General features: G+C 42.6%; 11 protein-coding genes. 10 read left to right on the top strand and 1 reads right to left on the bottom strand.

Features of this window, described 5'->3' with window-relative positions; translation table 11 throughout:
- Positions 1 to 20: 20 nt before the first annotated feature.
- A complete protein-coding gene (locus AAH582_RS17300) occupies positions 21 to 1,886 on the top strand; it encodes a RagB/SusD family nutrient uptake outer membrane protein (protein WP_343319082.1) in 1,866 nt (621 codons plus the stop codon).
- Between the two features lie 122 nt (positions 1,887 to 2,008).
- Here the strand turns inward: AAH582_RS17300 and AAH582_RS17295 are convergent, their stop codons facing one another.
- Positions 2,009 to 4,204: a hypothetical protein gene (locus AAH582_RS17295; protein WP_343319080.1), complete on the bottom strand. Its 2,196-nt coding sequence runs from the start codon at positions 4,202 to 4,204 to the stop codon at positions 2,009 to 2,011.
- A gap of 208 nt (positions 4,205 to 4,412) precedes the next feature.
- Between AAH582_RS17295 and AAH582_RS17290 the strand changes: the two genes are divergently transcribed.
- From AAH582_RS17290 to AAH582_RS17250, 9 genes are all read left to right on the top strand, one after another.
- Positions 4,413 to 6,410: a DUF5054 domain-containing protein gene (locus AAH582_RS17290; protein WP_343319078.1), complete on the top strand. Its 1,998-nt coding sequence runs from the start codon at positions 4,413 to 4,415 to the stop codon at positions 6,408 to 6,410.
- A 57-nt stretch (positions 6,411 to 6,467) separates the two neighbouring features.
- The gene (locus AAH582_RS17285; RefSeq protein ID WP_343319076.1) at positions 6,468 to 8,894 is read left to right on the top strand and encodes a hypothetical protein; all 2,427 of its coding nucleotides are present in this window, start codon (positions 6,468 to 6,470) and stop codon (positions 8,892 to 8,894) included.
- A gap of 143 nt (positions 8,895 to 9,037) precedes the next feature.
- Positions 9,038 to 9,616, top strand: a complete 579-nt coding sequence (locus tag AAH582_RS17280) for an RNA polymerase sigma-70 factor (protein WP_046675326.1) — start codon at positions 9,038 to 9,040, stop codon at positions 9,614 to 9,616.
- Positions 9,617 to 9,687: 71 nt separating this feature from the next.
- Entirely contained in the window at positions 9,688 to 10,782 is a 1,095-nt protein-coding gene (locus AAH582_RS17275) for a FecR family protein (protein ID WP_343319073.1), read from the top strand.
- A gap of 119 nt (positions 10,783 to 10,901) precedes the next feature.
- A complete protein-coding gene (locus tag AAH582_RS17270; protein WP_343319071.1) occupies positions 10,902 to 14,243 on the top strand; it encodes a TonB-dependent receptor in 3,342 nt (1,113 codons plus the stop codon).
- A gap of 17 nt (positions 14,244 to 14,260) precedes the next feature.
- On the top strand, positions 14,261 to 15,880 hold the full coding sequence (locus AAH582_RS17265) for a RagB/SusD family nutrient uptake outer membrane protein (protein ID WP_046675328.1): 1,620 nt from the start codon (positions 14,261 to 14,263) through the stop codon (positions 15,878 to 15,880).
- A gap of 169 nt (positions 15,881 to 16,049) precedes the next feature.
- Entirely contained in the window at positions 16,050 to 18,407 is a 2,358-nt protein-coding gene (locus AAH582_RS17260; RefSeq protein ID WP_343319069.1) for a glycoside hydrolase family 95 protein, read from the top strand.
- Between the two features lie 2 nt (positions 18,408 to 18,409).
- Positions 18,410 to 20,929 carry a beta-galactosidase gene (locus tag AAH582_RS17255; protein WP_343319067.1) on the top strand — a complete coding sequence of 840 codons (2,520 nt, stop codon included), beginning with the start codon at positions 18,410 to 18,412 and terminating at the stop codon, positions 20,927 to 20,929.
- Between the two features lie 16 nt (positions 20,930 to 20,945).
- Entirely contained in the window at positions 20,946 to 23,870 is a 2,925-nt protein-coding gene (locus AAH582_RS17250) for a glycoside hydrolase family 2 TIM barrel-domain containing protein (protein WP_343319065.1), read from the top strand.
- The last annotated feature ends 4 nt before the right edge of the window (positions 23,871 to 23,874 follow it).

Below are 23,874 nucleotides of genomic sequence, written 5' to 3'. Positions count from 1 at the left end.
TAACATTAAAGGAAATTAAAATGAAATATATAAATAAATTTAAGTTGGCTTTTTCTGGGGTTCTACTTACTGTATTAGGAGCTTCATCTTGTACAAAAGGACTGGACTATGAGAATACGGGTGCTATAAATCCAAAAAATGTCTGGACAGATTCGGTATTGATCAAGGCTTACTTGAACGATATATATGGCGGCCTTATGCCAAATTGGCCTCTTGGAAGTGGTGCGGGCGCAGATGAAGGTATCAATGGGTCTGGAGGTAATCTCGGTAGTTTTCAACAAGGAATTGTCGATGTTGCAACCAATTTTACAAGATTGGATTATACATATATTGACAAAGCGAATTATTTTATGGATCAATTAGTGGATCTACCGGAGACCGTAATCAGTGGGAGCACCAAAAGTAGGCTTATTGGCGAAGCTAAATTTTGGCGTGCCTGGAAATACTGGGATATGGTCAGTTCAATTGGAGGAGTACCGTTGATCTTACACACACAGGATGGAAGTGATATCAATTCACTGCGAGTTCCACGTAGTAAGACCTCTGAATGTGTCGCACAGATAATAAAGGATTTGGATGAGGCTGCTATTGCCCTACCTCCAAATTATAGTGGTGCCGACTATGGTAGAATTAATCGTGCTGCAGCGTTAGGTCTTAAAGCAAGAATCCTTTTATGGTATGCTAGCCCATTATTTAATGCGACAAATGATCAAGGTAGATGGACCAACGCCTATAACGCGGCTAAGGCGGCAGTACAGGCGGCAGATGCCGGAGGGTTTGGCTTGTTTGAAAATTATAGGTTAATCTGGTATTCACGAAACAAAGAACAGATTATGACCAAACAGTATTATTACCCGGATAACTACATGAATTTTGCTCCAATTAGACCTATCTCATTTACGAATGGAAGTACAAATAACGATCAACCTATATTACCGCTGTTGATTGCTTATCCCAAAAGAGATGGTAGCCCAATGCAATTTGATCAAAATCAATTGTCAGATCCTGCCTATAATAAGCAATTTTTAACAGATTTTTATACCAATCGCGACGATCGATTTTATGCGACTATTTGGTGTGGGGGTACGGTATATCCAACTCCTGATGTTAATGTGCTTGGTATGACCGCGCCTAGGTCGCGTACGTATTGGCAAGCCTGGACCTGGAAGGCGACTGCAACGCCCAATACCGTGCTCCCGGCTAGAGATGTAAATATGTTTTCAGGAATTTCACCATTGGTTCAAAATGGGGATGAAAATGGTGTAACGGGATTTTTTCAACGCAAAGGCTTAGATACTTTATTGGATAGAAATGCTCTTGTTGGAGTAGCCGCTAATGCGAAAAGCTGGTTTTCACCAATGCGCTATGCGGAGCTCCTTTTAAATCTTGCTGAAACGGCAAACGAGACAGGGCGTAGTAATGAAGCTCTAAACGCATTGTATGCTATTCGTAAGCGGGCAGGAATTGCTCCCGGATCGGCCGCAAATTATGGAATCAGTGCGATTGGGCAAGTCGACCTCCGTAACGTAATCATCAATGAACGTCAAGTCGAACTTGCCTTTGAGGGGTTTAGATACAGTGACTTGAGAAGATGGAAACGTTATGATATTTTGAATGCTCAGAATACGAGAAAAGGACTATTATTGATGTTAAATAAAGGTGAGGCACTACCTGGTAACACTGATAACATTATGACCGCTGCTGTGCGAGCGAAGTTCTCAGCCGTCCTTATCCAAAACTTGGATAAAACGGGCTCTACGAATCAATCCTATAAGCTTAGTCTCAATCATTGGTTCAATTCGCTAAACCCAGCACAGATTTCTATTGAACCAGATCAGTTGCCGCAAAATAAAGAATGGGGTGGAACCTTCGACCCATTACAATAGCAACTGTTTATCTTCTGTGAGCTTGAATATGTTCAATATCGCCTCATAGAAATCAAATTTCAAAATAATAAAAGGGCTTGTACATGTCAGTTGTACAAGCCCTTATTTTTTTGTAATTTCAGTTAAAACTTACCTCTTAAAGTTTGAACGAACTGCTTTCTACCATCGCTTTGTATCAAATAGAGTTTCCATGCCTTGGTACCAACCTGCTCCAAATGGTATTGGTTTTCCTCTTTCTGCATTTCTAGTTTAAGCTTTTGAGAAAAAACGTTTGCTTCACGTGCGTTTTCCCATGCCCGGAATGTGATGAAAATCTCTTTCTTATGGGGATTTTTTTCAACAACATCTTCGCTGATCCCAAACATATAAGTCGCATCCCAAGCAATGGCTTTAGCCTGTAGGTTTTCGACCATTTGCACAGTCCAGTCAGGTTTAAGGTATTGAATGCCGAAAGTCGGCGGAAAATAATTGGAAGCCCACGAATACCGGATGTCTTTTCCTTCAATGCCCCATTTATTGGTACGGGGATTGAACATGTGGTCGCCACCACCAATATTGCAGGTGGTCATGTAATGCCAGTTGCCTTCAAACACACAGGAGCCCATTACCTGAAGGTAGTCTCCTCCCAAAGATTTAAAATCATCGAACAATTTGCGCATAAACCGTTTGAAGGCATATTGCCCATGTCCGGTGTAGACAAAGCTCTCAAAACCATCAAAGTCGATATAGTTCATGCCCCCATCGCGAAGCAGTTTTGCGTAAAAGTAAGCATACTTGTCTTGCAGTCGCATGTCGGGGATAAATCCTGAATAGCAATTCACTTGTAATTTAGCGACGGTATCACCCTGTTGGTGTGCTGTGGCAATGGTTTTGAAGGCTCCACGCTCTACTCCGGTCAGCATAAAAGGCGCTTTTCGTGTTACTCCTTTATATTTCAGTAGCTCTTTACCGATTTTTAGTACGTTGGTACCATTATCATCCCAACCACCATGCTCATTGAGGTAGGAGGTGTCTTTGACTATAATTGAGCTATCATTAGGGGCAATATTTGCGGCCAATATGGTCTTTAGTACGGTGCAAAGGCTGTCATTGGCATAAGGATGCACGTCGCTGCTATGGGATTGGATAAATTCCGTTAGCGTATGCAGACCATAGGCGATCCCTTGCGGATTGGTTTGTGCTGTTAGTGCAGTAATAGGCTGTTTTTTGCCGTCTAAGATCACTTTTTTACCAGCCCAGCGGTCCGCCGGATTAACATAATACTCGCCTAAACCTTCATCCTGTACCGCCTTCAGATTGAGTTGATTGGCATAGGAAACTAAGCTGTCATGCTTGCCGAACCAGGCGAGGTCAACTTTGAAATTCTCTGGCCGACGAACCCATTTTCCATTGCGTGTCACATAAGGGAGCCCTTCCTTGCGTACAATCTGCTCGATGACATCCAATCCTTTTGTATCAGGACATGCGTAGAACGCAATTCCGGATGTGCTGAAATCAACGGGAATGGGTTCAACATCCATATGCCGAGGTGCTTTTATCGATGGAAAATCATTGAAGTGTGGGAAGAAGATGGTTTGTCTTTTACGTCTATTGCGCGCATGTAAGGTGAGCGAAATTCCATATTCCGGTATATATTCAGCACCATTGCCGTTCATAAATCGATAGTATTCTTCGGGATGTGAGTAAAACGCTACGTCATTAATTCCATCGCCGCCGATGCGAAATCGTTGCCCTGCTTTCAATGAAGATGGAATCGGAAATTTAACAGGGTCGGGACTATGGATGATATAAGAACCTTGGCCCATATCTCCAGCAACTGGAGGCCCACTCGTTGTGTTGTCATCCAACGCCATAATCCCGACGGCGTATTCATCGTCCCGTGCGACAGAAATAATTTCTCCGATTGTTTTATGAATATTGGTCTGATAGGGGCCCCATATGATATTGTCAATTTCAGCTCCTGTGTTCAGTGACTGAAATTGAAATTTTAGGTAATCGCCGCGCTGGTCAATTTTTACTGCTGCCCTATAGGAATCGGCATAATTCAACGTTAGTATTCCTTTTGTGGACTCATAATCCGCGGTCTGGGGTAACAAAATTTTACCATTTTTGTCCAGCGTAAGGAGTGGGGATGCATGTCCCTTTACCGCGTAATCTTTTTTGTTGGCTTTTCCTATAATGTTAACAATGTAACCGCGGTCGTCGATGGTTAAGCTCATGTATTTCGTGCTGAATCTGTACAGCGGACGAGATACTGCGTTGGCACTTAAAAGACAAAAAAAAGCCGATAGAAAGAATAAAATTTTAATACGTTTCATGTTGATTTATACAAGGAATGTTTCTGATGTTAAAGCCTATATAATAAGTCGTTTGAATACCATATATCCCTAGTTCAAACCTTAAAATTAATATGGTAAAAGACTGCTTTTTTCTATTATTCTTATTTCCTGACTAGGGATAGGCGATGTTCGGTCGTCTTCATAAGAAATAATCGAAATTTGGTAAAAGATAAACCGACTATTATCCATGAAATGCAGAAAATTTTATTGTTCCTGTCTCCTTGTGCTCACGACCTTTTTTGCCGTTGGACAGACACCGAATGATGCTGTACAAAAGGTACACCTGATCTTCAAGACACATCTCGATATCGGATTTACCGAACTGAGTTCTTTGGTAGAGCAGCGTTATATGAACGAATTTATTCCCAAAGCCATTGCTGTTGCTGAAGAACTTCGGAATTCCGGAGCCAAAGAGCGGTATGTCTGGACCACAGGTTCTTGGTTGATTGCGACCTATCTGGCACAGGCAAGTCCGGAAAATAAAGCAAAATTGGAGGCTGCAATTCGTCGCGGAGATATCGTATGGAATGCAATTCCCTACACCGTAGAATCTGAATCCCTCAACAAAGCCCTGTTTGGTACAATGTTGCAATTGTCCAGGAAGCTGGATCAGAAGTATGGTAAACAAACAAGCGCCGCAAAGATGACCGATGTTCCCGGACATACCAGAGGGATTGTTCCCTTGCTTCGAAAGAATGGAATAGATTTTTTGCAGGTCGGTGTGAATCCCGCAAGTAAAGTTCCTAACGTCCCGGCGTTGTGTCGCTGGAAAAGCCCTGACGGAAGTGAGGTGACCTTGATGTACCAAAAGGATTACGGTAGTGATATGCTATTGCCTGATGGAAAGACCGCTATGGTCATTGCTTTCACCGGGGATAACCACGGACCACATACCCTACAACAGGTCAAAGAAATCTATGCCTCTATTCAGAAACGCTATCCCAATGCTACACTGCAAGCTTCGACACTCAGTGATATAGCTGCGGTTGTGCGCCCCATGAAGGATAAACTGCCAATGGTGACACAAGAGATTGGTGATACCTGGATACATGGTTTCGGTAGTTCTCCCCTGATGATGGCCCGGTTTAGGGCATTGGGCAGATGTTATGAAACCTGGGTGAAAGATGGACGTATCAATCCAAATAGCGATGCTGCTATTCGATTCGCGATTAAATTGGGGTTGGTCGCAGAACATACCTGGGGATTGGATGTAAAGACACATCTTCAACATTGGGATACTTATCGTTTTACTGATTTTCAAGCCGCCTTGAATTTACCAGCGTTTAAAAAGATGCAAGCATCATGGGCCGAAAAGGAAGCCCATATCAATCAATCGTTGCAATATCTGCCTAAAGACCTGCGTGCAGAGGCCGAAAATGTTTTACGGCAATTGGCATTAGTCCCTAAACCTACTTTTGAAGGCGTGGATGCGTCACAGCAATTTTCAAAAGACGGATCGTTCCAACTCAATAAAAAAGGTTTTCGGATGAAAATGGGAGAGCTCAGCTATCAGAGTTTTTCGACAGTAGATTTTGAACGTTTCAGGGATTCTTATATCACTCAAAAAGTGGATTGGGCAATCCGGGATTTTGGAAAACCGGGACTGACTCCAGATATGGCGGAAAGCCGCAGCTTAGTGGCTACTCTTCAAAAATCAGTCTATAATAAAGCCAAAAATGAGTTATATGGCCAATTGACCTTAACTGGGGTGGGGAAAGTTGAACAGCAGGTTCTTCCTAAACAAATCTATAGCAGTTATCATTTCAATGAGAAAACAAAGCATATCGAACTGAATTATACTTTGGTGGATAAACCTGCCAACCGTCTCCCGGAAGCCTATTGGTTAAGCTTCTATCCAGAACGAGTAGTGGACATGCTCGTTGAGAAAGTAGGCCAGCCTGTCCGCGTACTGGATGTTGTTGAAGGCGGGAATAGACAGATGCATGGATTAGATCACTACGTGGATATTGTAACGGATGCTGGTAAAATTCGTATCCGTAGCAAAGATGCCCTACTGGTGGCAATCGGCAAACGTGATTTGTTGAACTATTCCACAGACCAACCTGATTTACATGGAGGCCTGCACTTTTGTCTGTATAACAATGTTTGGGGAACAAACTTTAGCATGTGGTTTGGTGGAACAGTGAATTATAGGTTCGATGTTGAACTGATACCGAACAACTAATCGACTGCTATAGGAGCCTCATCCAATTGAAATAAACACAAAGATGATTACTTACATATGAATAAATTAGATACGCTGAAAAATGTTACGTTGATAGCTGGCCTGATGATGACAGGATTTGGCAATCCTGCAATGGCGCAAGAGCTAAAAACGACGCTAACACAGATTAATGTTGACCAAAAGGGATTCTATACCTCCATTAAGGTAGCTGGTAAAGAGCTTTTGGAGGCTGGTAAATACCCGATCGTATCTGTCTATAAAGACAATAAAATTATACAACCGAAAGCACTAAAGGTCAATGGTGATCGCTTTTCGCTCACGATGGAAGATGGACAAGCTGTGGAACTGAAGGTGGGCCAACAAAAGGAAGCCATAACATATGAAGTCCTCAAGTTATCGCCTGCCTATAAGTTGTTGGTGTTTGGGCCGGTTAAGATCAAGCTTCATGAAGTGGTGGGAGAAGTGGTTGGTGTGGCCCAAGGGGAGGATCTTGCCTTCGGTATGCAGGCATTACATGTTAAAACTGTAGCAGGTATTCCAGAAGATTGTGTTGGGGCATACAGTACAAAATTTGGCTACCAAGGACAGAACAGCAATCTTTCAGTGGCCAGTATTTCTTTTGGTCATTTTGCAGCAGTAGATGCTGGTAACGGAGCTGTTTTTCAGCTATCTGCCAGGAATCGAAGTGCCAAGGAAGTGCAAAATGTCAAGGGCCTAAATCATATGGTGACTTTGCCTGTTGAAGGCGCCGATGGCTTAATTGCAGGGGCCAAAGTTGCACTTTTCGGAGATAAAAAAAATCAGATATTGTCACGGATAGGAAAAGTTGAAGTGGAGCAGGGCTTGCCCCATCCAATGATTGCAGGTGAATGGGCTAAGGTATCCCGTAATGCTATGGGCTCCTATCTGATCACCAATTTCTCTGCGGCCAATCTGGATTTTGCACTGGAAAAAACAAAACGTGCGGGATTTAAAAATCTCTACCATCCTGATCCCTTCCTGAACTGGGGGCATTTTGAATGGCGCAAAGAATTGAGCACAGAATCCGATGCAGGTATGAAGAAATTAGTCGATAGGGCTGCACAGCAGGGAATCCATATCGGTATACACACACTTTCTAATTTTACGACAACCAACGATCCTTATGTGACACCAGTCCCAAGTAAGCATTTGCTTAAACAAGGCGAATTAAAGCTTACGGCTGCATTGGATGATAGCCAACAGCAGATTATAGTTCAGCATAGTGAGTTATTTTCGCTGCCTTTGACACTCAATACACTCCAGATCGAAGACGAATTGATAACCTATGCTAAGGCCGAAAAGAAAGGTGAACAATGGGTATTGACAAATTGCGTACGTGGTGCTTTCGGTACCCATAAGGCAAGTCATGATGTCGGCAAAGTCGTTTATAAATTGTGGGACTATCCCTATAAGACTTTATTCCCGGATTTAACACTTCAGGACGAGTACGCCAACAGATTAGCGACCATTTTTAATAAAACAGGGGTGAAACAGATCTCATTTGATGGTCTTGAAGGCTGTATGTATACAGGACAGGATTACTATGCAACGGGCAAATTCGTTTCTGATTTTTATCAAGGCCTTGCGAATAAGACGGATATCATCAATGATGCTAGTCGTCTCGATCATTATCTATGGCATATTCACACCCGGATGAACTGGGGTGAGCCCTGGGGTGAGGAGATGCGTGCAGGACAGGTGGAAAATCGGATCAAGAATCAGGCTTACTTTCAGCGGAATCTGTTTCCGCGCATGCTTGGCTGGTTTTTGGTGCGTTTGGCAGATCGTAAATTTGAAGCTACTTCCCTAGAAGATCTCGAATGGGCACTCTCCGAATCTGCAGGTTTTGATTCTGGATATGCCATGAGTATTGATATGAAGACTTTACAGCAACATGGACAGATCGATCAGCTTCTGGAAAGTATGAAAAATTGGGATCAATTGCGGCTTGCCGATGTATTTACAGCCGAACAAAAGCTCAGGTTGAAGGATCCAAAGACCGAATGGCATTTGGAAAAGATAGATGAGACCAAATTCATGTTGTATCCTTTATATGTGTCTAAAAGGTTCCATTGCGACCTATCTTCGATGCAGCCGGGACAACCTGGTGGAGCAGACTGGTCTTGGGAGTCTCCGGAAGAGAGCTCATTTGCCTTACGGATAAAAGTAGAAGGTGACGGTATCATCGAAAATCCATCTTTTAAAACCGATAAAGGGATTGTTAAAATCTTAGGGAAATTAGAAAAGGACCAATATATCCTATTGGACCATAAAGGAAAAGCACTATTGACAGACAAAAATTATGGTTTCATTGCTGATCTGACTGTACAAGGGACTGCCATGCTGCCAAAAGGTGGTTCCGCAGTAGCATTTTCTTGTGACAGTAATGGCGATGATAAGCCAGAAGTAATTGTACGATACAATACGCGGATGAAAGGAGAGATGCTGAATTTGGGAAAATAATATAGAGGGTATTGAGTTGTGCTTTTGGAAGATGCATCAACGAAGGATAGGGCTAAGATCTTCAGGAATATGAAAATTGATTTTGAAATGAAAATTTTGTTTGTTAAGATTGTGCTGTAACCGATAAAAATTTCATCCGCTGTATGCGACGATCTACCATCTTTGATAACGCTAATTCAACTGTTGAATTTGATATCTCAGCACTCTATCACGATTATTGGGAAAGTCTGTTCAAACAAATGATGCGCATTCTTTTGGATGAAGATGAAGCTGCGGATGTGGTGCAGCAAACATTTCTGGATCTTCTTGAAATGAAAGAAAAGATTCCCGAAATCAAATCGGTTAAATCTTTTCTTTTTATCATGAGTCGAAATTTGGCATTTAAAAAATTGAGACGGAAACTTATTAATGATAATTACCGCGATTTTTATGCCAGTCAATATAATGAAGCTTCTCCGTTATTGGAAGAGTGGATTGTATTTAAGGAACTAAATAATATGATTGAGCTGGAAGTGAATAAACTTCCGGCAAAAATGAAAGAGATCTTTATTCTCAGCCGTAATCATGACCTATCTCACTTGGAAATTGCGAAAAAATTAAATATTTCGGATAAAACTGTTAAGAAGCAGATTAACAATGCGTTGAAAGTGCTTCGGGTAAAGGTTGATAAAGAGTATCAGCCATTGCTTGTCGCAATTTTGATTACAGATTTACTTTTTTAATTTTTTTTCTACGCCCTAAAGCAATCTCAAGGCTCTTTTTTATATAGACCTAAAAATCTGATAGAAGAGACATGGATAACGAGGAGCAAATCAAGAAAATACTTGCCGATTATGCAGCGGGGAAGCTGTCTGCACCTGAGATAAAGAAAATAGAACATCTCATTATTAAATATCCCTTGGGGAAACCATGGGACTGGAAGGACAATGCCCATCGGGATGCGATGGAAAGTCGGATCAGGGCTAGCATTGTAGCGAGATACAAACCTACAAAGGTTAGAAAAATCAATGTTCAATGGATAGGGATCGCTGCGGCCTGTCTGATCTGTGTTTCTATTGTTCTATATCTCTATTTTTTACAAAGGTCTCCAAGCAGCTACTACCAGCTCGTTAGCGCAAAACAATATGCCAGTGAAGAGGTGCTGCTCATCATGCCAAATGGTGAAAAACACGAACTTGGTGCAGCGGCTTCCATCAGTGATATTAAACAAAAATTGAATTATAAAAGTTCAACGAATTTAAAAATCACTGATCTTCTAACGATCAAAGTACCTGCGCAGCGGCAATGTAAACTCCGATTGGAAGATGGAACAAATGTCTGGTTAAATGCGGGAACAACATTAAAACTTCCAATGTCATTTAATCAACAAGCAATGCGAATTGTTGATTTAGCTGGTGAAGGATATTTTGAAGTTTTTGCTAGCAAGAAACGTCCGTTTAAAGTCATCGCTTCCGGAACTGAGGTAAAGGTAACAGGTACAAAATTTAATGTACAGGCCTTTGGAGATGAGCCTATCGTGAAAACCTCCCTGGTGGAGGGGCATGTGGATTTTTGCATGGATGCTCAACACATTAAATTGACTCCAGGTTTTCAGGTTATTGCCAATAAAAATCGTAAGGAAATTCAACTGCGAATATTTGATTCAGAAAAGTTACTGTCTTGGAAAGATGGATATTTCGTGTTTGATAATATGGAACTTGTTGACGTGATGAAAACAGTTTCTCGATGGTACAATATTTCAGTCGTATCAAAGTCTCCTATAGGACATAAAAAAATAGGAGGAACATTTCCCAATAACGTATTACTAACGGATTTTTTGAAAGACCTCACGCTTTTAAGCGGGGTTGAATTTAAAGTAAATGGAAAGGAGGTGGAAATTATCAACTAATACAATACTATCCAAATATTGATCTGAAAATAATTCTCTTCATAATAATAAATATTGTTACTAGAGAAGCCTTTAGATCGATGAAAAGCTAACTAAATTATTATCAAAAACTAAATCAAATGAATAAAAAATATAGGCCATATTTTAATCGATATGACGAGGCTTTAAAGTATTTCAACAAGACTAAGGTTACGGTGCTTACTATGCTGTTGATGAGTAGTCAAGTGAACGCTAATGTTTTTGGACAACGGGTGAGCCTCGAAACCAAAAGAACTTCATTGAAAGAGATTTTCAATTCAATCAGCAAACAGTCCGGTTACCATTTTCTATACTTGGAAGATGATTTAAAGTCGAGTGGAAATAAGATTTCAATTAAATTAAGCAACGTCTCTTTGACCCAGGCATTGGATCAGATATTACACGAAAATGGATTGAGTTATGTTATTCGAGATAACAGAATCATCGTTGAGAAATCAAAGCATATTCCATCGAAATCTTTTAATGAAGATGTTAAAGTGCAAAAACGATCGATCAAAGGGACTGTTACCGATGATAAAGGAACTAAATTATCGGGGGTAACTGTAAAGGTTATCAACGGAACGGCTACCGCTACCAATGAAAACGGGGAATTTGAAATCCAAGCCAAAGATGGCGATCGAATTCAGTTTGATTTAATCGGTTATGGCCAATATGTAACGACCATTGACAATCGGAATGTGTATCAAGTGATTTTATCGGAGAAAATAGGTGATTTACAAGAGGTCGTTGTCGTTGGTTACGGAACGCAGCGAAAAGTTAACCTTACCGGTGCTGTAGCAACAATTTCTCCAAAACAATTGGAAAATAGACCGATCAGTTCGCTTTCGGCGGGACTTCAAGGCTTGGTACCGGGAATGACCATTACGCAAGGTAGTGGCCAGCCTGGAAAAGATAATGGAACAATTCGCGTGCGTGGAGTAGGGACACTTAATAACTCGAACCCGATGGTGTTAGTGGATGGTATTGAATCATCCATGGAAAATGTCGATCCAAATGATGTTGAATCGATATCTGTATTAAAAGATGCTGCTTCGGCATCCATCTATGGTTCTAAGGCAGCGAATGGCGTAATCTTGGTGACGACAAAAAGAGGAAAAGAAGGAAAAACCACAATAAACTATAGCAATTTCTTCGGAAAACAAAATGCCACGAATATGGCCGAGCGCCTGAACTCATGGGAATATGCAGAATTGTATAATGAAGGACTGCGATTAGATGGAAAGAAGGAGCGTTTTACGGCAGAGGATATCAAAGCTTTTAAAGATGGCAGCGACCCTTATAAATATCCGAATACAAATTGGCACGATTTGCTTTTGACTGGATCGGGCTTTCAGCACCAGCATAATCTCAATATTTCAGGTGGTGCTGAGAAAGTTCGCTATATGGGAAGCGTAGGCTATCAGGGGCAGGACGGTATTATTAAGCTGACCTCAAAAAAGCAATTTAATGCCCGTACCAATTTGGATATGACCCCAGTGAAAAACCTGGATATCGGTTTGTCAATGTACCTGTCGAATCGCAAACTCCAAGAGCCGACCAATCCCTATGTTGGTGGTATGGGCCAGTACTTTCGTCTAGCCAACCAAATGGCACCATGGATTCCATATAAAGACGCAAACGGCAACTATGGTACCATTAGTGATGGAAATCCAATTGCTTGGATGGAACAAGGAGCGACAACAGATGAAGTGCAACGCCGATTCAATGCCATTGGAAGTGTTCAATATAAATTTATCGATGGTCTTTCCTTGAAAGCGCAAGGATCATATAGACCTTCGACGGACGACTCGCATGAATTTAGAAAAGATATCTGGTACAATCCCTCAAAATATCAAGGGCCAAATAAACTTTTCGAGAAAACGACTATATCAACAATGTACACGGGGGATATTACCCTGAATTTTGACCGTACGTTTTCAAATCACCACGTGGGGGCACTTGCGGGTTATCATGCTGAGCAATACGATTATAAATACGGTGAGATGTACCGTCAGAATTTTCCAAATAATGATCTGACAGATATTGACGCCGGTGACACGAATGGACAAACAAATAAAGGTGATACAAAACACCTGAATATGCTTTCGTACTTTGGTCGTGTCAATTATGATTACAAGGGAATCTATCTCTTTGAGGCCAATGTTCGCCGCGATGCTTCAAGCCGTTTTTCTGAAGGTTACCGTTGGGGTACATTTCCATCGTTTTCAGCAGGGTGGCGGCTTTCGGAGGAATCCTTTATGGAGTTTGCAAAACCTGTCTTTAGCAATATTAAACTTCGGGGATCTTGGGGGCGCCTAGGAAATCAGAGCGCTTTGGAATACTATCCTTCTATTCCCGTTATTGGCTTAGGTAAAGACTATGCTTATCCATTTAATAATGTGATCTATCCGGGGGCGACGCTAAAGAAAGCAAATAAACGTAGTATCACTTGGGAGAAGACGCGTACTTGGGATCTTGGATTGGATCTTGGTATCGGAAACAATCTAACACTCACATTAGATTATTACGATCGTTTAACAACGGATATCCTTATGGAGGTTTTGGCTCCTGCAACCTATGGCTTGAAGGGATATGTCGATAATGTTGGTCGTATGCAAAATAAAGGATTTGAGGCTATTGCGAGTTACCGAAAACGTCTAGGTGCGGTTGATTTTAGTGCAACAGCAAATTTCTCTTATAACAAAAACCGTATTCTTGATCTTGGCGGAGATTCTTATCTCTTAGATGGAAGTTGGAAAATTAAACAAGTCGGAGCACCGATTAATTCATTCTATGGTTATCAGACAGCGGGACTTTTTCAGAGTACGGAAGATATTCAAAGCTGGGCACAATATAAAATGGCAAGCAATAAGGTATTGCCTGGTGACCTGCGCTACGTGGACCGCAACGGAGATAAGACTGTAACTGCCGATGACCGTACAATATTAGGTTCCACTGATCCGAAATATACTTTTGGATTAAACCTCAGCGCAGCATACCATGGTTTTGATATTCAGGCATTTTTCCAAGGCGCATCCGGTGTATACGGTTATGTTGAATCGTCTGGGATAGGCGAGTTCAGCGGTGATACCGGAAGTCCATTACGTTTTTGGCTTGACCGTTGGACACCAGATAATCCAACAAGCACAATCCCGCGTATTCAGAATAATAATGGAATAAGTAGCCCAAATCGCATTGTTTCAGATTACTGGGTACAGAATGCGCAATATGTACGTTTGAAAAACCTCCAAGTTGGCTATACTTTTCCTGATGTTTGGGCAAACCGAATCGGAGCGTCAAAAGTCAAATTATTTTATAGTGGACAGAACTTATTGACCATAACCAAATTTTTGAAAGGTTACGATCCGGAAATGCCTGCTGGCTCTGGCTCTTACTATCCTCAGGTTAAGGTAAATACTGTCGGATTGAACATTACATTTTAGTTTAGAGAGTTATACAAATGAAAAAGATATATTTATTAATTATGCTGGCGACAGCTAGTTTACAGTCATGCTCGGATTTCTTGGACAAATTTCCCGGAGATGCATTGACACCAGAGACTTTTTGGAAAACAGAGGCCGATGCCAAACTTGCCTTAGTAGGTTGTTATCGGGGCTGGGAATCAGAAGAAATTTTGTATCGCGATTGTGCGTCCGACAACGCTTATAGTTTTCACAAGCACGAGGGATGGCAAGTGATCGGAAATGGTGGAATGAGTTCCGCCGATCCTGGTTCTGATTTGTACGATTACACGACGATCAACCGTTGCAATGATTTTTTGGAACACATTGATGCGATTAATTTTAAGGATGCAAATTTGAAGGAGCGTTACAAGGCTGAAGTTCGTTTTCTTCGGGCTTATCGATATTTCTTGTTGACAAACAATTATGGTGATGTACCGCTTACGACAAAAACATTTGCGACTATTGAAGAGGCACGATTGACACGTACACCAAAGGCGGAAGTTGAAAAATTTATTTTGGAAGAATTAAAAGCTGTTGCCGCAGTGCTTCCAGAAAAATATAGTTCTGCCGAAGTAGGACACATTACGAAAGGAGCTGCTTTGGCCATCCGTATGCGTTTTAATCTTTATTTGGGTAACTATGAGGCTGCTTTGGCTGACGCTACTGCGATCAAGGCATCTCAAGTTTACCAGTTGTTTCCGACTTATGACGGAACCTTCCAACTCGCTAACGTGAACAACAAAGAGGTTATCCTTGATGTACAATATAAAGCGAATGACTTGGAGAACTGGCTTATTGCAGCGCTGTTCCCCAATGGTGATGGAGGCTGGTCGTCTATAGTACCTATTAAAGCTTTGGTTGATGCTTATGAAATGAAAGACGGAAGCACTGTTGAAGAAGCAAAAATATCGGGTACCTACGATAGTAAATATCCTTTTCTCAATAGAGACCCACGATTGAAAATGTCTATTCTTTATCCTGGGCAGGATTGGAATGGACGTGTCTTTGATCCGCTGGCGAAAAATATCCAAGAGGATGGAAAAGAAGTGAGCAACCCCGATTATTTTAACGGCGCTAATAATGCATCAAAAACGGGATTTTCTTTCAAAAAATACACCGCTCCGATATCGCAATATGATGATCCTTGGAATACAAGTATGAATTTAATTGTTAGTCGCTACGCCGAGGTTCTATTGACCATTGCGGAAGCAAAGATAGAATTGGGTAGACTGGACGAAGAAATGTACCAAAGTTTAGATATGATTCGCGAACGTGCTGGTATGCCTAAAGTTAACCGTGTCAAATATGCTTCGAAAGAAAAATTAAGAGAGTTGGTACGTCGTGAACGTCGTGTAGAACTAGCTTTTGAAGGTTTGAGACGAGCGGACATTATTCGTTGGGATATCGCTAAAAATGTACTGAATGGAAAGGCAGAAGGTAGTTGGATGGGCGTTATTAAAGCAGATGAGCCCAATGAGGATAAACGGTTGACTCAAATTGGGGATCCAATATCAGTGGAAACTAGACAATTCCAACCATTCAACAAGTACTTACCTGTAAGTCAACAACAGATCGATTTAAATAAAAACCTGACACAAACCCCTGGATATAATTAAATTTTAAACAAGTTTTACATCCCTAAAAAGATGTAAAACTTTGTTAAATTGCTTATTATCAATTTTGAGCAAGATTTAGGTATAAAAAGCCTAACAATAATCAATGAAATAAACCGGTCAGTGAAAACAAGTTGTTTAGCTGCGGATCAGTACTACTAATAATTTGTAAATGAAAGTATATTTATGGGGCTGCATAGTGATGCTCTCTGGCATGCAGCTAAAAGCACAGCATCAGGATCACGTTTTATGGTACCGTGAACCGGCTAAAGTTTGGGAGGACGCCCTTCCTGTAGGTAATGGACGTTTGGGTGCGATGGTTTATGGGGATTGGAATAAGGAAAATATCCAGATCAATGAAGAAAGCCTGTGGGGTGGTTCCAAGGTGGATGCCAATGCCGCTGCTGCGGACAAAATTCCCGAAATTCAACGTTTACTTGTTGCTGGGGAGATCGAAAAAGCAGCTGCGCTGTCTGAAAAGGAACTCAAAAGCAGCCCCCTACGTATACGATCCTATCAATCATTCGGGAATTTTCGCATTGATTTTGGAACGGAAGGCTTTTGGCGGGAACAGGTCACGAACTACCGTCGCGATCTTGATTTACAGACCGGGGTTGCAACAACGAGCTATTGTATCAATGGCGTAAAGTACACGAGGGAAGTATTTGCCTCAGCGCCCGATAATATGATTGTGATTCGTTTATCGGCAGACAAGCCTGGAAAGCTGACCTTCCGGTTTTCCTATTCACGTGAACAGGATGCGGTTGCTACACCTTTATCTGACCATGAGCTGAAAATTCAGGGGCAGGTGGTGGATCTGCCAATGGAAGATGGTGGTGAGGTAGGCGCACATATGAAATTTGCAGGACTAGTCCAGGGGAGTCACAAAGGCGGAAGCATGATAACCAATGCAAATTCTTTTTTTGTCAAGGATGCGGATGAAGTCCTTTTTTACTTTACGGCAGCCACAGATTATGATGTGTCAAAATTGGACTTTGATCATCGTATTGATCCTTTGGCACGTTGTCGAGCATTATTGGATCAGGCTCAAAAGCAGCATTATGAACAGATTCTTTCCAGACATATTGCCGATCATCGTCAATTTTTTGACCGTGTGGTCTTTAATATTGGACAACCTTCGGATTTGCCAACGGACCAACGACTAAAAAAAATAAAAGAGGGCGGTCAGGATCTCTCTTTGATCAGTCTTTATTTTCAGTATGGACGCTATTTGTTGATGGGGTCTTCGCGTAGTCCAGGTGTGCTCCCGGCCAATTTACAAGGGATATGGAATAAGGACATGAATGCAGCTTGGAGTTCCGATTTTCATACGAATATCAACATCCAAATGAACTATTGGCCGGCCGAAGTATGTAACCTCTCAGAGACTGTTGTCCCATTCTCAAATCTGATAACAGCTTTGCGTGAACCGGGACGGGTAACAGCCCGTAAAACCTACAACTCCTCAGGCTGGACGATGAACCACCTAACGGACCCATTTGGGCGTACAGCAATTGCAGATGGTGTCGGCTGGGGAACATTTCCTATTGCCGCAGCATGGCTGGTGCTTCATCAATGGGATCACTATTTATTTACCAACGATAAGAACTACCTAAAACAGGAGGCTTATCCATCCATGAGAGAAGCTGCTGAATTTATTTTGGGTTATCTCGTGCAAGATCATAAGGGTTACCTTGTTACAGCGCCATCCAATTCTCCCGAGAATAGGTATCGCATGGCCGATGGAAAAGAATTTCAATTGACCTACGGTGCTACCATGGATATCGAGATTATTCGTGAGTTATTTGAGGCCTGCCTAACTGCAGGGACAATGGTTGGAGAAGAAACGGATTTTACTAAAAAACTGAAACATGTGTTAGCTAAATTGCCCCCAATCCGAATCAGCCCACGATATCAGACAATCCAGGAGTGGATTGAAGATTACGAAGAGGTCGAACCAGGGCACCGTCATATGTCCCATCTTTTTGGACTTTATCCGGGGAAGTCGATTACTTCAGATAAGAAGGAGCTGTTTGAAGCCGCGCGAAAAACGATTGCCCGTCGTCGGTTTTATAATGAAAACGAAAGTAACCGCAATGGTTCCTATACAGGATGGAGCAGGGCTTGGATGATTAACTTTTATGCGCGACTGCTCGATGGCGAAGAAGCAGGTAAAAATGTACAGGCATTGCTCGCCAAGACAACATTAAACAACCTATTCAATACACATCCACCTTTTCAGATTGACGGAAACTTTGGCGGTACTGCCGGAATTGCCGAGATGCTCATTCAAAGCCATAATAAAGAGATTCATATATTGCCTGCATTGCCGTCATTTTGGTCGGATGGTGAAATCAAAGGTTTGCGTGCCCGTCAGGGATTAACTGTTGATCTGAAATGGAGTAAGGGGACATTAACCTCCGTCACATTAGCGGCTGATCAAGATGTCGCAATTACACTTCGCTATAAGGATCAGATAAAAAAAGTAAAAATAAGCCGTAACAAGCCCTTAGTATTAAATCAATTATGAATATGTTTAAATTAACTTGTAGTAGAAAGAAAACGTTCTTTTTGGTGTTGCGTTTGACTTTCTGCTCGATTATTTTTTATGCTTCGATGGCATTTGGACAAAATGGTGACCAGATGCGTCCGGCCAAAAAATTTGCCCAGCCGGAGCGGATCCGTTACGATGGATCCTGTATGACCATTGAGGGAAAAGACGTTTATATCTATAGTGCGGCTTTCCATTACTTTCGTTGTCCCGAAGAATTGTGGCGTGATCGTTTTAAAAAAATAAAGGAAGCAGGTTTCAATACGGTAGAAACGTATGTACCCTGGAATTGGCATGAACGCCATATTCCAAGAGATATGCAGGATCAATCCAAATTTGATTTTTCCGACCTCAAAAGGTGGCTAAAAATGGCGCAGGAAGAGTTTGGTTTTTATACTATTGTTCGTCCCGGCCCTTTTATTTGTGCTGAATTTTCTGGCGGTGGTTACCCAAGATGGCTAGCCAAATACCGCCCCGATAATCTGGAAGGTTTTTGGTTGCGAGGCAACGACGAACAGCATATTGCCTGGTCCCAGCATTGGTTTAATGCTGTATGCAAAGAGTTGGTACCCGAACAGATCACCCGTAAGGAAAAGGGTAAAAAAGGGATTATCATGATCCAGATTGAAAATGAATACGATGCGCATTGGAGTCCCGGAAAAGATAAAGTGCTGAAGGCCCTCAATGAATCGGTGCATAAAAGTGGGATGGATATTCCGGTCTTCACCTGTCTGACCAATGAAACCAGGGGAAGCAAAGATCCCGAATTATCTCAGGTCTTTGATTGTGATAATTACTATGTAAGCGGTCCATCGGATGCGCCAAGCTGCGCTTATCGGATGATGGATCTGCGCAAAAAACAACCTGACGCTCCGGGGTTTGTGACCGAGTTACAAGGTGGATGGTTTTCGCTGGTCACAGGGAGATTAAGTGAAGAGCATTATTCCGACGACCGACATTTCAAGGCTATCGGTCTAATGACTATGCTGGGTGGCGGAACAGGCATCAATTACTATATGTTTTTTGGCGGTACACATTTTGATGGTTGGGGAGCACGGGGCATGACCACAAGTTATGACTATAACGCTGCCATCCATGAAAATGGCGCCATTGGACCGAAATACCTTGCTGCTAAAGAAATCGGTGCGTTCATTCAACAGTTTGAATCCAAACTGGTCCGCACGGAAGGAGGCCCCTGTGAGCTGCAAGGCGCCCCAAAATCATTATTTGGCGGAGTGAGAGTGGCCAGCGATGGTACAAAGTTTATATTTCTGCATAATACGGATCCGAAACAAGCAATCAAGGGAAAAGTGACCCTATTGCCAAACAGTGTCAATCTTGTAAAAGATCCGATCTACAATGTCAATCAAAATGGAGAAAAAGTACTGATTAAAACTGATGATCAGCTGGTCAATCAGATTCAGCACATGGAGAAAATTGAAGTAGATTATGATCTTGCAGGTTTGGAATCAAAGATATTGGTTGTGGCAAAGGGGCAATCGGCAAATAAGGGTGATTGGTGGCCAAAGAAGGCTGATGCCATTGAACGACCTTCCAAAGTGCCGACAGGAATCCGTGTCAGTACAGCCCGTAAGGCTGAGGACGCTATCGGGCAGGCCGATTGGAACACGATGCCACAGTTGGTCAGTCTTTCTGATATGGATATCAACGATTTTAGATACAGCAGTTATCGCAGCCGTGTGGTCCTGACGGCAAAACAAGCGGAACGTGAACATTATTTGCTCTTCAATATGTACACACGGGATATTGTATCGGTACTTGTTAATGGAAAGCCCGCCAAGCGGCTTTTTCCGGACCGTGCGGATGCCCAAAGTTGGACAACACGCAATGCTCTTGAGCGTATTCGCGCAGACGAATACGACAACCGTTTTGATGTTGCCGGCCTATTGAAAGCTGGAGAAAATGAGATTGTTGTGGCTTATGAAAACCTTGGTCACGCACATGGTTATGTACCGATGGAAGAGCTGGCAGGTATTCATCAAGCGGGACTTTCGCTCAGTGAAACAGCACTTACGCATCCCTTGGAATGGGAGTTGTCGACGGATCTTGCCGGCATACAGCAAGGCTGGAATTTACCCGATTTTGATGATACAAGCTGGACGACAGTGTCTCTGGATACAAAGAATGAAATTCCACGCAAGGGGAATCAAGTACAGCCCAAAGGTAAACAGGACGGTCTTGTTACCTGGTACCGTGTTGAATTTAATCTAGACAAACTTCCGAAAGACCTATGGGTACCCTGGATGGCTAAGGTCAATGCTTCGGGCAACGGTTATATGTGGCTCAATGGACATAATATCGGACGTCATTGGGAGGCAGGACCTCAACGTGAATTTTTTCTTCCGGAATGTTGGCTGAACTTTGGTTCGAAGAAAAATGTACTCACTTTTGGGCTGAGACAGACGGAAAACGGAGCACTTTTACACGCATTGGAGATTCTACCCTATCCTAATACTGCTGAGGTAAGAAAAAATAAATAATCAATACTTGTGAGGAATGAATGAGCTTTTTAAAAAATTAGCTGTCGCGCTTTTTCTATTACTGGGACTTTGTTTGCAGAGTTTCGGGAAAAAGCCTGCAAGCCGTATCGAATATCAACTGAACACGAATTGGGCGTTCTATCGTGGCGACCTTAAAGGTGGAGAGGGGATTGGTCTGGATGACTCCAAATGGATCCCCGCCGTGTTGCCGCATGTAATGCAGCTCGAAAAGAAACATAATGGTGGAGATGCTATTTACGATGGGATAGGCTGGTATCGGCGCTATTTCAAACTATCGGATCAGTATCGTGGCAAGAAGGTCTTTGTGCAGTTTGAAGGGGTGATGAACAGCTGTGAGGTGTTTGTCAATGGTAAAAGCGTTGGTAAGCACCATGGTGGATATGTTGGCTTTACATTGGATATCACGGATCAGCTTCATTTTGATCATACAAGCAATGTGATTGCAGTTCGGGTGTCAGCTGAGTACGATCCATTGACACCTCCGGGTAAGCCGCAGGATAGACTTGACTTCTATTATTATAGCGGAATCTATCGGGATGCCAAATTGATTGTTTCCGACCCCTTGCGCATTACCGATGAACTGGAGCCTGATGCGACCCAAAATTCGGGTGTTTTTGTGCATTACCCGAAGGTGGATAAGAGCAACGCTACTGTTGCTGTAAATACTGAGCTAAAAAATGATGATAAAGTGGCCAAGAAGGGGTATCTCTTGACCGTACTGAAAGATACCAAGGGAAAAGTTGTGGGCCAGCAGCAACTACCATTTGAGCTGAAACCGCAAGAACGTCGGCGGATAGACCAGCAGATAGATATCAAAAACCCGCAATTGTGGCATCCCTATCGTCCGATCTGCTATAACTTGGAAAATCGGGTGTACCTAGCCGATGGAGTCGAAGTGGATCGCCGTACTGAGCAAATAGGTATCCGCCAGATTCGGTATACCAAAGATGGTGGGTTCTTTATTAATGGCGAACATCTTTATATGGTTGGAGCCAATCGGCATCAAGCTTATCCTTATGTCGGTGATGCAGCATCTAATTCTGTCCAGGAACGGGAAGTGATCGATATGAAACGCGGTGGATATAATGCCGTTCGGGCAGCACATTATCCACACGACCCTGCATTTTTGGAAGCTTGCGACCGCCATGGGCTCTTGGTTGTCGAATGTGTACCGGGATGGCAATATTTTAATAAGGCTCCCGAATTTGCAGATCGTTTGGAAGCCATCACGCGTAGTATGATCCGCCGTGACCGAAATCGACCTTCTGTTGTTCTTTGGGAGACCGCATTAAATGAAACCAGTTACCCCCTGTCGGTGGTGAAGCGCATTGCGGAAGCTGCACATGCTGAATACCCTGGTGATCAGTTTTATACTGCCGGTGATTATTTTAGTCACGAAGAAACAGAACCTTATTATGATGTTTTCTACAAACAGGTTTCCAAATACCCCAAAAATGGCAATGTGATGAGTAATTATCTGGAGGACCAAATCGCAGTCAAACCCTTATTGACAAGGGAATGGGGTGATGGTGTAGGGGAAAAGCCAAGGGTGAGTATGACTGAAAATGAATATGAACAAATGCGGCAGGGGCGTAGCCGATTACATCAACTGAATGGAAATGGCTATTTCGATTGGTGTATGTTGGATGCCAACCCACGTATGGGTGGGCACTTTATGTGGAGTTATAACGATTATACTCGTGGTGCCGAAGAAGAGACTATGTATTCCGGTGTGGTTGATGTAAACCGATATCCTAAGTTTGCTTTTTACATGATGCAAAGTATGCGTCCTTATCAGCTGGTTCAAAAGGGGATTTTCAAAGGCCCCATGGTATTTATAGCCTCCTATAATTCGCCAGAAAAACTGAAAACATCAAGTACGGAGATTACGGTGTACTCAAATTGTGAAGCTGTCGAACTCTATCGGAATGGAAAACTTATCGGACGGCAAACCCGTGATGAACGAGCCAAGGCCTACCCGTACATCGTGGAAAAAGGCGGAAGTCCAAGTTTTGTTTTCGATGCAGGTGGCTATGAAGCCGGAGAATTGAAGGCATTAGCCTATGTAAAAGGAAAAGTGGTGGCGCAACATGCGGTGCAAACAGCCGGTGCCGCGCATCATATTGAAGTCCTGCTACCGGAATATGGCATTCAGCCAGTTGCGGATGGGTCAGATATGATTCCGGTATATTTTAAAATCTGTGACAAACAGGGGAATCTGCTGCATGATGCACAGACAGCGATCCGTATTCAGGTGGCAGGTGAAGGACACTTAATCGGGGATGGTTCGGCGCGTATCGCAGTGAACCCACAGGTCGTAGAAGGCGGTATTGGATTTGCTTTTGTGCGTACCAGCAAAAAAAGTGGGACAATTCATATCAGCGCATCAGCTGCAGGCTTGGAAAGTGGAAGTAAAGCTATCAGATCGATCCGGCCTGTATCCAACGAAATCCCTGATGGTGATCACGCGGTCTTTCGCGGAAATGAAGAAGATCATGCGGTTATTAAACCCACGAAATGGGATAAAGAACTGTTGGCCCGACCAAAAATAAAATTCAAAAAGGTAACAGCAACGTCAGCACATCCTGATTTTCCGGTCACTCAGGTGACCGACGGCGACGACTATTCGTGGTGGATTGCGGATCAGGATAAATTCCCTCAGATTGTCACCTTTGAATTGGATCAAGCAACCAAGGTGGTCGGTACTCGTGTACGTTTGCAAAAAGATAGCTCGAAATATCGCTATAAAGTTGAAGGGTCGTTAGATGGAACGACATGGGAAGAATTGTATGAAAAAGAATGTACGGGATGGGATTTTAAACCGGTCAAATTGGATAAGGTGTTAAAATTCATACGGGTCAGTATTTTGGAGGTCTCCGAAGGACGGGCGGGATTGGCTGAAGTGACCCTATTTCAATAATTAA

The sequence above is a fragment of the Sphingobacterium multivorum genome (assembly GCF_039511225.1).
Lineage (GTDB): Bacteria > Bacteroidota > Bacteroidia > Sphingobacteriales > Sphingobacteriaceae > Sphingobacterium.
Note: the sequence above shows the minus strand (reverse complement) of the source record. Positions and strands in the feature narration are given on the sequence as shown.